General features: G+C 74.6%; 13 protein-coding genes. 7 read left to right on the top strand and 6 right to left on the bottom strand.

Translation table 11 applies throughout. From position 1 onward, the window contains the following. Positions 1-105: 105 nt before the first annotated feature. Both E7744_RS11235 and E7744_RS11230 read left to right on the top strand, forming a co-directional pair. Positions 106-879: an isoprenyl transferase gene (locus E7744_RS11235; RefSeq protein ID WP_137774193.1), complete on the top strand. Its 774-nt coding sequence runs from the start codon at positions 106-108 to the stop codon at positions 877-879. A gap of 360 nt (positions 880-1,239) precedes the next feature. Then, positions 1,240-2,538, top strand: a complete 1,299-nt coding sequence (locus E7744_RS11230; RefSeq protein ID WP_246858659.1) for a PhoH family protein — start codon at positions 1,240-1,242, stop codon at positions 2,536-2,538. A 328-nt stretch (positions 2,539-2,866) separates the two neighbouring features. Here E7744_RS11230 and E7744_RS11225 read toward each other — a convergent pair whose 3' ends face one another. Beyond that, positions 2,867-3,517, bottom strand: coding sequence for a rhomboid family intramembrane serine protease (locus E7744_RS11225; protein WP_137774191.1), 651 nt, complete (start codon positions 3,515-3,517; stop codon positions 2,867-2,869). Between the two features lie 96 nt (positions 3,518-3,613). Between E7744_RS11225 and E7744_RS11220 the strand changes: the two genes are divergently transcribed. Together E7744_RS11220 and E7744_RS11215 are read left to right on the top strand one after the other, a co-directional pair. Next, positions 3,614-4,120, top strand: coding sequence for an A24 family peptidase (locus E7744_RS11220; protein ID WP_137774190.1), 507 nt, complete (start codon positions 3,614-3,616; stop codon positions 4,118-4,120). A 40-nt stretch (positions 4,121-4,160) separates the two neighbouring features. Continuing rightward, positions 4,161-4,691: an NUDIX domain-containing protein gene (locus E7744_RS11215; RefSeq protein ID WP_137774189.1), complete on the top strand. Its 531-nt coding sequence runs from the start codon at positions 4,161-4,163 to the stop codon at positions 4,689-4,691. Between the two features lie 78 nt (positions 4,692-4,769). Here the strand turns inward: E7744_RS11215 and E7744_RS11210 are convergent, their stop codons facing one another. From E7744_RS11210 to E7744_RS11200, 3 genes are all read right to left on the bottom strand, one after another. Continuing rightward, entirely contained in the window at positions 4,770-6,206 is a 1,437-nt protein-coding gene (locus E7744_RS11210) for a class II fumarate hydratase (protein ID WP_137774188.1), read from the bottom strand. Between the two features lie 11 nt (positions 6,207-6,217). After that, positions 6,218-6,898 carry an ABC transporter ATP-binding protein gene (locus E7744_RS11205; RefSeq protein ID WP_137774187.1) on the bottom strand — a complete coding sequence of 227 codons (681 nt, stop codon included), beginning with the start codon at positions 6,896-6,898 and terminating at the stop codon, positions 6,218-6,220. A gap of 75 nt (positions 6,899-6,973) precedes the next feature. After that, positions 6,974-8,176: an FtsX-like permease family protein gene (locus tag E7744_RS11200; protein WP_168199808.1), complete on the bottom strand. Its 1,203-nt coding sequence runs from the start codon at positions 8,174-8,176 to the stop codon at positions 6,974-6,976. A gap of 147 nt (positions 8,177-8,323) precedes the next feature. On the opposite strand from E7744_RS11200, the gene E7744_RS11195 reads away from it, so the two are divergent. Together E7744_RS11195 and E7744_RS11190 are read left to right on the top strand one after the other, a co-directional pair. Continuing rightward, entirely contained in the window at positions 8,324-9,721 is a 1,398-nt protein-coding gene (locus E7744_RS11195; protein WP_137774186.1) for a sensor histidine kinase, read from the top strand. Continuing rightward, positions 9,718-10,383, top strand: a complete 666-nt coding sequence (locus tag E7744_RS11190; protein WP_137774185.1) for a response regulator transcription factor — start codon at positions 9,718-9,720, stop codon at positions 10,381-10,383. The genes E7744_RS11195 and E7744_RS11190 overlap by 4 nt, the downstream gene beginning before the upstream one ends. 43 nt (positions 10,384-10,426) lie before the next feature. On the opposite strand, the gene E7744_RS11185 is transcribed toward E7744_RS11190, so the two are convergent. Both E7744_RS11185 and E7744_RS11180 read right to left on the bottom strand, forming a co-directional pair. Next, positions 10,427-11,068, bottom strand: coding sequence for a carbonic anhydrase (locus E7744_RS11185; RefSeq protein WP_137774184.1), 642 nt, complete (start codon positions 11,066-11,068; stop codon positions 10,427-10,429). A 2-nt stretch (positions 11,069-11,070) separates the two neighbouring features. After that, positions 11,071-11,661: a DUF4245 domain-containing protein gene (locus E7744_RS11180; protein WP_137774183.1), complete on the bottom strand. Its 591-nt coding sequence runs from the start codon at positions 11,659-11,661 to the stop codon at positions 11,071-11,073. Positions 11,662-11,810: 149 nt separating this feature from the next. On the opposite strand from E7744_RS11180, the gene glpX reads away from it, so the two are divergent. Continuing rightward, positions 11,811-12,836: a class II fructose-bisphosphatase gene (gene glpX / locus E7744_RS11175; RefSeq protein WP_137775009.1), complete on the top strand. Its 1,026-nt coding sequence runs from the start codon at positions 11,811-11,813 to the stop codon at positions 12,834-12,836. Positions 12,837-12,838 lie beyond the last annotated feature (2 nt).

The following is a 12,838-nucleotide window of genomic DNA, read 5'->3' as shown; positions in this document are numbered from 1 at the left end:
GGGAGGGCGCGGGCCGGCGTCGGGACCGTGTCCGCGCGTTCGATACCGTAGGACACAGCAGGAGCCCGGCCACACAGCGCGCCGCGGCGGGAAAGGAACGGGACCATGAGGCGACCGCACGTCCTCTACAGCCTCTACGAGCGTCTCATCGCCGCCGGCCTCGACGCGGACCGGCTTCCCCGGCACATCGGGGTGGTCCTGGACGGGAACCGGCGCTGGGCCCGGGCGTGCGGGGCGACCACCGCGGACGGCCACCAGGCCGGGGCGGAGAAGATCCACGAGTTCCTCGGCTGGTGTGACGAGCTCGGGATCCGGGTGGTCACCCTCTACATGCTCTCCACCGACAACATGAACCGGCCCGCGGACGAGCTCCAGCAGCTCGTGGACATCATCGGCACCACCCTCGAGCGCCTGGGCGACGGGCTCGAGAACGGGCACCGTGTGCGGGTGCAGGCCGTGGGCGCCTCCGAGCTGCTGCCGGACGGACTGGCCGCCACGCTCGCCGACCTCGAGGCCCGCACCGCGGACGCCGAGGGCCTGCACGTCAACGTGGCCGTGGGCTACGGGGGCCGCCGGGAGATCGTGGACGCCGTGAAGGAGCTGCTGCTGGAAGCCGACGCCGCCGGGCGCAGCGCCGCCGAGGTGGCCGCCGAGCTCAGCGACGAGCAGATCTCCGCCCGGCTCTACACCCGCGGCCAGCCGGACCCCGACCTGGTGATCCGCACCTCGGGGGAGCAGCGGCTCTCCGGGTTCCTCATGTGGCAGTCCGCCTACTCGGAGTTCTACTTCTGCGAGGCGCTCTGGCCCGACTTCCGGCGCGTGGACTTCGTGCGCGCCCTGCGGGACTTCGCCTCCCGCCAGCGCCGCTTCGGCTCCTGAGGCCCCGCCCGCCCGGGCACCGTCGTGGCCGGGGCGTGACCGGTCCTTCACCGAATGTTTACCGCGTCACATCGAGGGAATGGCCCCACGCGCGGTCCGGGGTGCCTACGGTGGGAGCATCAGTCAGCGGCAGGACGTCGGCGCCGGAACCCCGGACCGGACCTGCGGATTGATCGGAAAGGCCAGGCCGTATGCCGTCACTCCAGACAGCACGCAGCGGGGGGTCGTTCCGGCCCCGGCCGGTCCGTCCCATCCACCCCCGATCGTCGGGGCGCGCGCCCCGGTCTGGAGTCCGACATGGAACACCTGTCATCCTCCCTCGCCACCAGCACCCCGGTGGCCACCCAGCCCGCTGAGCGGATGAGCGTGGGGGAGAAGTCCTACCTGCTGGACACCTCCGTGCTGCTGTCCGACCCGCGGGCCATCCTGCGCTTCGCCGAGCACGAGGTGATCCTGCCGATCGTGGTGATCTCCGAGCTGGAGAAGAAGCGGGACGACCCGGACCTGGGCTACTTCGCGCGCAAGGCGCTGCGGCTGCTGGACGAGCTGCGGGTGGAGCACGGGACCCTGGCCCGGCCGGTGCCGCTGGGGACGGAGGGCGGCTCGCTGCGGGTGGAGCTGAACCACATCTCCGTGGACGTGCTGCCCCACGGCTTCCGCTCCGCGGACAACGACGCGCGCATCCTGGCGGTGGCCAAGAACTTCGCGGACGAGGGCCGGGACGTCACCGTGGTGTCCAAGGACCTGCCGATGCGGGTGAAGGCCTCGGCCATGGGGCTGCAGGCGGACGAGTACCGCAACGAGCTGGTCAAGGACTCCGGCTGGACCGGCACCGCGGAGGTCACCGCCACGGAGGAGGAGGTGACCGCCCTCTACGGCCACGAGCCCGTCGCGCTGGCCGGCGCGGCCGAGCTGCCCGTGAACACGGGCCTCGTCATCACCTCCCCGCGCGGCTCGGCGCTCGGCCGGGTGGACCGCCACGGCCGGACGCAGCTGGTCCGGGGGGACCGGGACGTGTTCGGCCTGCACGGGCGCTCGGCCGAGCAGCGGCTGGCCATCGACCTGCTGCTGGACCCGACCGTCGGCATCGTCTCGCTGGGCGGCCGCGCGGGCACGGGCAAGTCCGCCCTGGCCCTGTGCGCCGGGCTGGAGGCGGTGATGGAGCGCCGCGAGCACCGCAAGGTGGTGGTGTTCCGGCCCCTCTACGCGGTGGGCGGCCAGGAGCTCGGCTACCTGCCCGGCTCCGAGTCCGAGAAGATGAACCCGTGGGGCCAGGCCGTGTTCGACACCCTGGGCGCGCTCGTGTCCACCGAGGTGCTGGACGAGGTGGTGGACCGCGGGATGCTCGAGGTCCTGCCGCTGACCCACATCCGCGGCCGGTCGCTGCACGACGCCTGGGTGATCGTGGACGAGGCCCAGTCCCTCGAGAAGAACGTGCTGCTGACGGTGATGAGCCGCATGGGCCAGAACTCCAAGATCGTGCTGACCCACGACGTCGCCCAGCGGGACAACCTCCGGGTGGGCCGGCACGACGGCATCGCCGCGGTCGTGGAGACCCTCAAGGGCCACCCGCTGTTCGGCCACGTGACCCTGAACCGCTCCGAGCGCTCGCCGATCGCGGCGCTCGTGACCGAGCTGCTGGAGGACGCCTCGATCTGACGGCCCCGGGAGGACGTGGCCGGGAACAGACCGGGGGCCGCCGCACGTGGTGCGGCGGCCCCTGGCGGCGGATCGTTCCGGCTCCCCGCGGAGGGGGGATGAGGGGACCCGGGACGGACCCACCGTGACCATGGCCCCGTGAAACGGGATGGAGGGCCATGGAGCCGGTGGCTTCCCCTCGGTGCACTGTTGCTGAGCCGGTCCACACGGGTGGAAGCGGTCCCAGCATACGCGGCGGGGGCGCCCTTGCCTACCACTTCCGGATCCCCTTCGCTACCGACTTTCGGACACGGTCGTCCCCGGCCGGTTCTCCACCCGGGACCCGGCCTCAGACGAGCCCGTCCCGCCGGCCCAGGGCCCGCAGGCGCCGGTCGCGGCGGGCCTGCCCCGTGTCGGCGAAGGCCACGACCACGCCGGCCGCGGCCCCCGCCAGGTGCCCCTCCCAGGACACGCGCGGGTTCAGGGGCAGGAAGCCCCACACGAAGCCGCCGTAGAGCAGGACGGTGGCCACGGCCGCGAGGATCGCCGCGAGGCGGCGGGACAGGATCCCGTAGGTCACCAGGAAGGCGGCGTAGCCGTAGACCACGATCGAGGCGCCGATGTGGTTGGTGCCCGGCCCGCCGACCAGCCACGTCAGCAGCCCGCCGAGCAGCCACACCCCCGCGGTGATGATCCACCACCGGCCCGTGATCCAGGCGATGAGCGTGCCCAGGACCAGCAGCGGCAGGGTGTTGGAGGCCAGGTGGCCGAGACCGGCGTGCAGCAGCGGGGCCACGAGGATGCCGGTGAGCGCGTCCGGGTCGAGCGGCCGGATGCCGAATTGGTTCAGCCACCCGCCGGCGAACAGGTCGAGCACCTCGAGGACCCACATGAGGGCCACGAGGCCGGCGATCGGCACGGCCCGGCGGATCCAGCCGGGCTGGGAGCGGTAGGTCTCGACGACGGACGGGGTCCTGGGCGGGTCCACGGGGCCGGGCATGCCGCCAGTCTAGGGCGCGGGCCCGACGGCCGCGCGTCGTCCACAGCGGCGTGGGAACCGTCCCCGCCGCGGCCGGGGCGCCCTAGGGTGGAGCCCATGCCGAGCGTGCTGGCCGAGACCGTCCGAGAGGGGAACTGGCTGCTGCTGGCCGCCGTGGTCGCGGCGCTGGCGGTCTTCGTCGTGTGCGGGACGGCCCTGGCGGTGACGGACGTGCGCGAGCACCGCCTGCCGAACCTGTGGACCGGGCGGCTGGCCGCCGGCGGGGCCGTCGCCCTGGGGCTGGGGTGCCTGGCCAGCGACGTCGGCTGGACCCGGTTCTGGGGCATGGCCGGGGGCGGCGCCGCCTACCTGGCGCTCATGCTCGTCCTGCACCTGCTCAGCCGCACGGGGATGGGCATGGGGGACGTCAAGCTCGGCGGGGCCCTGGGCCTGTACGCCGGCTGGCTGGGCTGGGACCACCTGGCCGGCGCCGTGGTGCTGGGCTTCGTCGCCGGCGGCGTGCTGGCCCTGGTCCTCGTGGTGGTCCGGCGCGCCACCCCCTCCAGCCACCTGCCGTTCGGGCCGGCCATGCTGCTGGGCACCGCCCTCGCCCTGCTGGCCTGAGTCCGGCCGGCCCGGACCCGCCGGGCGGTAGCGTGGCCCCATGACCACTCCCGAGTTCGTCCTGGCCCTGCGCGAGAAGGTCGGCGCCCAGAGCCTGTGGCTGCCCGGCTGCAAGGCCGTCGTGCTGCGGGCCGCGGACGTTGCCGGCCCGGCGGCCCGGGACGCGGCCGGGGCGGGGCACCGGGAGGTGCTGCTCGTGAAGCGCTCCGACACCGGCCGCTGGACGCTGCCGGCCGGGATCATCGAGCCCGGGGAGGAACCGGCCGCCACGGCCGTGCGGGAGACCCTGGAGGAGACCGGGGTGACGTGCGCGCCGAGGCGGCTGGCCGGCGTCGGGACCACCCACGAGGTGACGTACCCCAACGGGGACCGCGCCCGGTACCTGGACGTGGTGATGGTGATGGACTACGTGGGCGGCGAGGCGCGCGTGAACGACCACGAGAACACCGCGGTGGGCTGGTACCGGCTCGACGCCCTGCCGGAACTGCCGGAGCTGCACGCCCGGGCGCTGGACTGGGCGCTGGAGGAGACGGCGGAGGCCCGGTTCGTCGTCCCCGCGGTGCGGGGCTGACGGACCGGGCCTCCGGGGTGCTGTGGGGGCCATCCCCACCGGTGGGGATTGCCCCCGGAGCCAGGGGGCGGCGGGGGATCAGGCCGGGTGGGTCATGGACATGGTGTCCAGGGCCGCGTCCAGCTGCTCCTCGGTGACCTCGCCGCGCTCCACGTAGCCGAGGTCCACCACGGCCTCGCGCACGGTCATCTTCTGGGCCACGGAGTGCTTGGCGATCTTCGCGGCCGCCTCGTAGCCGATGACCTTGTTCAGCGGGGTGACGATGGACGGGGAGGCCCCGGCCAGGAAGGAGCAGCGCTCCACGTTGGCCTCGATGCCGTCGATCATCTTGTCCGCCATGACGCGGGAGGTGTTGGCCAGCAGGCGGATGGACTCCAGCAGGTTGGCGGCCATCACCGGGATGCCGACGTTGAGCTCGAAGGCGCCGTTGGTGGAGGACAGGGACACCGTGGTGTCGTTGCCGATCACCTGGGCGCAGACCATGATGGCCGCCTCGCAGATGACGGGGTTGACCTTGCCCGGCATGATCGAGGAGCCCGGCTGCAGGTCCGGGATGAGGATCTCGCCCAGGCCGGTGTTCGGGCCGGAGCCCATCCAGCGCAGGTCGTTGTTGATCTTCATGAACGAGTAGGCGATGTTGCGCAGCTGGCCGGAGGCCTCCACGAGGCCGTCGCGGTTGGCCTGGGCCTCGAAGTGGTTGCGCGCCTCGGTGATCGGCAGGCCGGTCTCCTCGGCGAGCAGCTCGATCACGCGGGCGGAGAAGCCCTTGGGGGTGTTGATGCCGGTGCCCACGGCGGTGCCGCCCAGCGGGACCTCGGCCACGCGCGGCAGGGAGGCGTCGATGCGCTCGATCCCGTAGCGCACCTGCGCGGCGTAGCCGCCGAACTCCTGGCCCAGGGTGACCGGGGTGGCGTCCATCAGGTGGGTGCGGCCGGACTTGACCACGTTCTCGAACTCCTTGGCCTTGCGCTCCAGGGAGGCGGCGAGGTGCTCGAGGGCCGGCTTCAGGTCGTTGATCAGGGCGCCCGTGACGGCGATGTGCACCGAGGTGGGGAACACGTCGTTGGAGGACTGCGAGGCGTTGACGTGGTCGTTCGGGTGGACCTCGGTGTCCGAGCCGGCGGCCTTCAGCGAGCGGGTGGCCAGGTTCGCCAGCACCTCGTTGGTGTTCATGTTCGAGGAGGTGCCCGAGCCGGTCTGGAACACGTCGATCGGGTAGTGCGCGTCGTGCTGGCCGGAGATGACCTCGTCCGCGGCGGCCACGATCGCGTCCCGGCGCTCCTCGGAGATCACGCCGAGCTCGGCGTTGGCCTTCGCGGCGGCCTTCTTGACCTGGGCCAGGGCGTGGATGTGGGCCGGCTCGAGCGTCTTGCCGGAGATCGGGAAGTTCTCCACGGCGCGCTGGGTCTGCGCCCGGTACAGGGCGTCGACGGGGACCTTGACCTCGCCCATCGTGTCGTGCTCGATGCGGAACTGCTGTGCGGAAGAGTGCTCGGAAGGAGTCTGATCGGTCATGGTGCCCAACTCTAGTGCGTCGCCCCCGGCCGGATCCGTCCGTCACGCAGGGTGACCGATCGGTCCGCGACCGGGACGAACTCGAGGTCGTGGGTGACCACCACGGTGGCCGTGGACCGCTCGTGGGTGAGCGTGGCGAGCAGGTCCATCACCTCGGCCGAGCGCTCGTGGTCCAGCGCCGAGGTCGGCTCGTCCACGAGCAGCACGGCGGGCTCGCCGAGCAGGGCCCGGGCGATGTTGACCCGCTGGCGCTGGCCGCCGGAGAGCTGGTGGGGCCGGCGGTGCGCGGCCCCGGAGAGCCCGACGGCGGCCAGCGCCTCCCGCGCGGCGGTGCGGACCGCGCGGGGCCGGTTGCCGGCCAGCACGCCGACCAGCTCCAGCTGCTCGAGGGCCGTCAGCGAGGGCAGCAGCCGCGGCTGCTGGAACACGAGGCCCACGCGCTCGCGCCGGATGCGGGCGCGCTCGGCCTCCCCGGCCGCCGTCACCTCGGTCCCGTCGATGCGCACGGAGCCGGCGGTGGGGCTCACGAGGGCCGCGGCGACGGCGAGCAGGCTGGACTTGCCGGAGCCGGACGGGCCGACGAGCGCGAGCAGCTGCCCGTCCGGGACGGTGAGGTCCACGCCGTCCAGGGCGTACAGGGTGCCGTCCTCACCGTCGGGGTAGGCCAGGGTCACGTCGTTCAGGGTCAGCATGGAGGTCCTTCCAGGGGTGGGGCGTGCGGGGTGGTCCGGGGGAGGGGGCGTGCGCGGGTGGCGGGGCGCGGTGGCTCAGCTGCCGCCGAGGGCGACGAGCGGGTCCACGCGGCACGTGCGCCACACGGCGGCCGCGGCCGCGGCGAGGCCGAGCGCGAGGGTGGCCAGCACGGGCACGGCGACGGCGGCCGCGTCGAGCTGGACGGGCACGGCGCCGCGGGCCAGCAGGAGCCCGGCCGTGCCGAGGCCGGCCCCGACGACGGCGCCGCCGAGGAGGACGATCGCCGCCTGGGCCAGGGCGTCCCGGACCACCCAGCCCGTGGTGGCCCCCAGGGCCTTGAGGACCGCGATGTCCGGGGTGCGCTGGAGCGTGATGACGGCCATGAACGCGGCGATCACGAGGGAGGAGATGCCGTACAGGAAGCCCTGCATCAGCACGAGCGAGCCGTTCTCGGAGGAGTACGAGGGCAGCGCGGCGAGCGCACCGGCCACGTCCGTCGCCACGGTGGCGGTGCCCTGCGCGGCGGCAGGACGGTGGCCGGCCGCCGGGTCCGTCCCGGCCACCAGGACCGTGGCGGTGTCCGCGGGGGACCGGGAGACCGCGGTCCATGCCTCCAGGGGCAGCCACGCGACGGGGGTGTGCGAGTACCACGCGTCCGGGACGGTGCCGCCGACGGCCAGGGCCCGGCCGTTGACCTCGAGCCGGTCCCCGGGGGCCGCGCCGAGGTCCGCGGCCGCGCTCTCGCTGAGCACCACCGTGCCGGCCGTGCCGGCCGTGCCGTCCGCGCCAGCCGTGCCGGCCGCGTCGGCGGCGGCCCGGCCGGCGGGGAGGGCCTCCGTGCGGAGGACCGGGCCGGCGCCCTCGGGGGCGAGCCGCGAGCCGGGCTCGAGCCCCACCAGGGTCAGGGCCGCCGCCGCGGCGCCGGAGTCGGCGCGCGCCTGGGTGATGCCCACCGGCTCGGCCCAGGACACCTGCCCGTCCCGCCGCCACGCGGTCAGCTGCGCGGCGTCCACGCTCGAGGCGGTGAAGGAGGCCTCCACGTCCGCGGGGTCGGTGGCGTGGGCGGCGCCGAAGGCCACGGTGACGTCCGACCCGGCGCCGGCGTCCTCCCAGGCGCGCACGGCGGAGACGTTCTGCTCGGCCAGTCCGCCGGTCAGGGCGGTGAGGAAGACCAGGAGCAGGGTGACCAGCGCGACGACCGCCCCGAGCAGGGAGAACCGGCCGGCGGAGGAGCGGACATCGCGCAGTGAGAGGTACAGGGGGGACGGGACGGGCACGGGGGACTCCTCGTGGACGGGACCGGGACGCCGTCCAGCCTCGCGTGCGGGCCCGGCGCGCACATCGGCCACCCGGACGGTCCGGGATCAACCCTTCGGTGGATCCCGCCCCACCCGCGGGCGGCCCGGCCGGGCTAGCCTGCACGGATGGAGACGGTGCGTGCCCCGGCAGCGGAGGGACCGGAGGAGCCGGTGGAGCCGGCCGGCCCGGCCGGGCGGCCGGGTGCGCCCGCGGTGCCCGGTGCGGCCACGGGAGCGCGCGCGGAGACGGCCCGCGGCGCTGGCGAGGGGATCCCCGGCACGCGCATCCCGGAGCTGCTCGGGGCCATGCGCCTGGTCCTGCACGTCTCCGTGGCGGTGCTGCTGGTCCTCGGGCTGGCCCGCTCCCTCGCCCCCGCCCTGCGGTCCGGGGACCACGCGGCGGCCTGGGTCACCGGTGCGCTGGCCGCGGTGTTCGCCGGCCTCTACCTGGCCGGCACGGCGGTGGAGCGGCGCCGGGCCCGGGCCGCCGGCTGGGAGGGCACGGACGGCGGGGCCGCGGGGCCCGGCGGCCCCGCGTGGCTCGCCCTCGTGACCGTGGCCTGGCTCGGCCTGCTCGCCGTGCACGTGGACTTCGCCTGGCTCGCCTTCCCGCTGTTCTTCCTGCACCTGCACGTGGTGGGGCGCCGCTCGCTGCCGGTCGCCCTGGCCCTCGTGGTCGTGCTGGCCCTGGCCGTCGTCGCCGGCTTCCGGTGGCACCGCGGGACCCTGGACGTCGGCGCGGTGGTGGGGCCCGTGCTCGGCGCCGCGGTGGCGGTGGCCCTGTGGACGGCCTACGTGCTGTTCCTCGAGGAGGCCCGGGCCCAGCGCCGCACGAGCGAGGACCTGCGGGCCACCCGGGACCGGCTCGCGGCCTCCGAGCGCCAGGCCGGCGCCCTCGCCGAGCGCGAGCGGTGGGCCCGGGACCTGCACGACACGCTCGCCCAGGGCCTGGCCTCCGTGGTCCTGCTCTCCCGGGCCGCCCTGGAGGAGGACCCCGGGGAGCCGCTCGCCTCCCGGCTGCGGCAGATCGAGCGGTCGGCGGCCGAGAACCTGGTCCAGGCCCGGGCGCTCGTGGAGCGCGGCGGTCCGGGGGAGGGGCTGGACGCCGCGCTCGCCGGCGCCTGCCGCGCCGCCGAGCGGACCGCCCGGGCGGCCGGGTCCGACCTCGCGGTCACCCTCCACGGTCCCGCCTCCGGTCCCCGACTGGAGGAGGAGGTGGCCACGGCGGTGCTGCGGGTGGCGCAGTCCGCGCTGGCCAACGTGGTGCTGCACGCCCGGGCCCGGCGCTGCGTGGTGACCCTGGCGGTGCACGCCGGCGAGGTGACGCTGGACGTCCACGACGACGGCCGGGGCCGTGGCGGGCGTCCCGAGGGGTTCGGGATCCGGGCCATGCGCGAGCGCGCCGCGGCGCTCGGGGGCACGCTCACGGTGGAGGACGCCCATCCCGGCGAGGGAGCGGCCCCCGGCTCGGGCACGGTGGTGGCCCTCGCGCTGCCGACGGCACGCGGGGAGGCGGGGCGATGACGGCCGGCGAGGCGCCCGCGGGGCCGGTGCGGGTCATGCTGGTGGACGACCACCCGGTCGTGCGCGCCGGGCTGCGGGCCGTCCTCGAGGCCGGCGGCGCCCTGCGCGTCATCGCGGAGGCCGCGGGCGCCGAGGAGGCGCTCGCCACCGCGGACCGGCTGCGCGCGGCCGGGGAGGGGCCCGACGTCGTCGTGATGGACCTCGAGCTGGGACCGGGCCCCTCGGGGATCGAGGCGACCCGGCGGCTCGGCGCCACGCAGCCGGGACTGCCGGTGCTGGTGGTGACGACCTATGGGGCGGTGGCGGACGTGCAGGCGGCCCTGTCCGCGGGGGCGTCCGGCTACCTGCTCAAGGACGCCTCGGCCGAGCAGCTGCGCGACGCGGTCGCGCGGACCGCCGCCGGGACGTGGACGCTGCCGGCAGCGCTGGCGCGGCGCGCGCTGGGCGCCGGGGCGCCCGGGGGGCCCGCCCTGAGCCCGCGCGAGGTCGAGATCCTCGAGCACCTCGCGCGGGGCCGGACGAACCGCGAGATCGCGGCCGCGCTGTTCATCTCCCAGGCCACGGTCAAGACCCACCTGCACCACGTGTTCCACAAGCTCGGCGTGGGCAACCGCACCGAGGCGGTGACGGTGGCGCGCTCGCTGCGCCTGGTGCGGGGATGAGCGCTCCCCGGCCCCGGCGCGAGCGGCGCCGGGGCCGGCGGGCTCAGCGGGCGGCGCCGGCCTCCAGGCCGGGGACCGCGACCTCGCCGATGACCCGGACGGGCCGGGCGGTGCCCTCGGCGAGGGAGTAGGTCAGGCCCACGATCGCGGTCCGGCCCTCCTCCACGGCCCGGGCCACGGACATCGAGGACTCCACGAGGCGCTGGCAGGTCTGCACGGTGTGCTCGGCGACCGTGCCGTTGACGTCCTCCACGCCCTGGCGGCGGGCGGCGAACACCGAGGGCATGATCCGCTCCACGAGCGAGCGCTGGAAGCCGGCGGGCATCTCCCCGGAGTCGTAGGAGGCCAGCGCGCCGGTCACGGCGCCGCAGCTGTCGTGGCCCAGGACCACGATGAGCGGCACGGACAGCACGTCCACGCTGAACTCGAGCGAGCCGAGGACGGCGTCGTCGATGACCTGGCCGGCGGTGCGGATGACGAACAGGTCGCCCAGGCCCAGGTCGAAGATGATCTCGGCGGCCAGCCGCGAGTCGGAGCAGCCGAACACCACGGCGATCGGGTTCTGCCCGTTGGCCAGGGAGGTGCGCCGGGCCGCGTCCTGGTTGGGGTGCTCGGAGCCGCCGGAGACGAAGCGCTCGTTGCCCCGGCGCATGAGCTCGTAGGCTTCGGTGGGGGTCAGGGTCATGACTAGTCCTCCTGGAGGTCCTTCTGGATGGCCGAGGCGAGTGTATCCATGACCCCGAGGTCCCCGGAGCCCGTGACGATGACGGTGGTGCCGCCGAGCTCGGCGACCATGTGGCGGTCGCCGTCGCGGGGCTCGTGCAGCTCCCACGTGGTGCCGTCCACGGAGCGGGTGCCGGTCCGGGGGGCGTTGTCCATCTGCTGCGACAGCCACGTGGGGTTGGCCTGCGCGGTCTGCGTGAACCCGGCGAAGTCCTCCTCCGGGGTCACGTAGCCGGCCTCCCAGGACTCCACCCGGTCGCTGCCGGCGGCGTTCCAGCGCGCGTAGTTGGCGGTCCACCCCTCCGGCACCTCCGGGGCGACGGCCCGGAACCCGGCGGTGGCCGTGGCCTGGCGGGCGACGGTCGGCACGTCCACGTCCGGCCGGTAGGTCCGGTCCGTGGAGCCGGGGTTGATGAACACGACGAGGAGGGCGAGGGCGAGGGTGGCCAGGACGCTGATGACCATGGGACCGGCCGACTGGCTGGCCCGCGTCACCTGCTTCTGGGTCAGTCGCGGCTTGGGGGCACTGCTGGGCGCTGGCTCGGGGGAGGTCACCGGTCCATTCTGCCACCGCGCCGGACACTAGGATGGGTGCGCAGACGTACCCGAGGCAGACGGAGAGACACACGGTGACCACTGAACAGCCCGCGAACGATGGCGTTGCGGCCCAGAAGCCGGCGGAGCAGCACCACGCCGAGTACAACATGCTGAACCGGAACCTGGCGGTGTCCGCCACCCAGCCGGACCGCAACCTCGCGCTGGAGCTCGTACGGGTCACCGAGGCCGCGGCGATCGCGGCGGGCCACTGGGTGGGCTACGGGGACAAGAACACCGCGGACGGCGCGGCCGTGGACGCCATGCGGGCGTTCATGGACACCGTGCGGATGAACGGCGTGGTGGTGATCGGCGAGGGCGAGAAGGACGAGGCGCCCATGCTGTTCAACGGCGAGAACGTGGGCGACGGCACCGGTCCCGAGGTGGACGTGGCCGTGGACCCGATCGACGGGACCCGGCTGACCGCCATGGGCTACCCCAATGCCCTGTCCGTGTTCGCGGTCGCCGAGCGCGGCGCCATGTTCGACCCCTCCGCCGTGTTCTACATGGACAAGATGGTGGTCGGGCCCGAGGCGGCCGACTTCGTGGACCTGCGCCTGCCGATCAAGCAGAACATCCACCTGGTCTCGAAGGCGCTGAACAAGCCGGTGAGCCAGCTCAACGTGTGCGTCCTCGAGCGCCCCCGCCACGAGAAGCTCGTCCAGGAGATCCGCGCCGCCGGCGCCCGCGTGAAGTTCATCATGGACGGGGACGTGGCCGGCGGCATCGCCGCGGCGCGCGGCGGGACCGACGTGGACATGCTGCTGGGCATCGGCGGCACCCCGGAGGGCATCATCACCGCGTGCGCCATCAAGGCGCTCGGGGGCGTCATCCAGGGCCGCCTGGCCCCGAAGGACGAGGCGGAGCGGCAGAAGGCGCTCGACGCCGGCCACGACCTGGACGCGGTGCTCACCACCGACGACCTCGTCAAGAGCGACAACTGCTACTTCGCCGCCACGGGCATCACCGACGGCGACCTGCTGCGCGGGGTGCGGTACTACAACGACCGCGTGGTCACCCAGTCGATGGTGATGCGCTCGAAGTCCGGCACCGTGCGCGTGGTCGAGGCCGAGCACCAGGCCCGCAAGTGGGAGCAGTGGATCGGCCCCGACGTGGCCCCCACCCGCCTCGGCTGAGG

The organism is Citricoccus sp. SGAir0253, from assembly GCF_005877055.1.
Taxonomy (GTDB): domain Bacteria; phylum Actinomycetota; class Actinomycetes; order Actinomycetales; family Micrococcaceae; genus Citricoccus.
Note: the sequence above shows the minus strand (reverse complement) of the source record. Positions and strands in the feature narration are given on the sequence as shown.

Excerpts from the sequence above, each read along its gene's own strand:
- E7744_RS11190 (WP_137774185.1), top strand. The coding sequence starts at position 9,718 with ATGACGGCCGGCGAGGCGCCCGCGGGGCCGGTGCGGGTCATGCTGGTG.
- glpX (WP_137775009.1), top strand. The coding sequence starts at position 11,811 with ATGCTGAACCGGAACCTGGCGGTGTCCGCCACCCAGCCGGACCGCAAC.
- E7744_RS11225 (WP_137774191.1), bottom strand. The coding sequence starts at position 3,517 with ATGCCCGGCCCCGTGGACCCGCCCAGGACCCCGTCCGTCGTCGAGACC.
- E7744_RS11230 (WP_246858659.1), top strand. The coding sequence starts at position 1,240 with ATGAGCGTGGGGGAGAAGTCCTACCTGCTGGACACCTCCGTGCTGCTG.
- E7744_RS11220 (WP_137774190.1), top strand. The coding sequence starts at position 3,614 with ATGCCGAGCGTGCTGGCCGAGACCGTCCGAGAGGGGAACTGGCTGCTG.
- E7744_RS11185 (WP_137774184.1), bottom strand. The coding sequence starts at position 11,068 with ATGACCCTGACCCCCACCGAAGCCTACGAGCTCATGCGCCGGGGCAAC.
- E7744_RS11205 (WP_137774187.1), bottom strand. The coding sequence starts at position 6,898 with ATGCTGACCCTGAACGACGTGACCCTGGCCTACCCCGACGGTGAGGAC.
- E7744_RS11215 (WP_137774189.1), top strand. The coding sequence starts at position 4,161 with ATGACCACTCCCGAGTTCGTCCTGGCCCTGCGCGAGAAGGTCGGCGCC.
- E7744_RS11195 (WP_137774186.1), top strand. The coding sequence starts at position 8,324 with ATGGAGACGGTGCGTGCCCCGGCAGCGGAGGGACCGGAGGAGCCGGTG.
- E7744_RS11210 (WP_137774188.1), bottom strand. The coding sequence starts at position 6,206 with ATGACCGATCAGACTCCTTCCGAGCACTCTTCCGCACAGCAGTTCCGC.
- E7744_RS11235 (WP_137774193.1), top strand. The coding sequence starts at position 106 with ATGAGGCGACCGCACGTCCTCTACAGCCTCTACGAGCGTCTCATCGCC.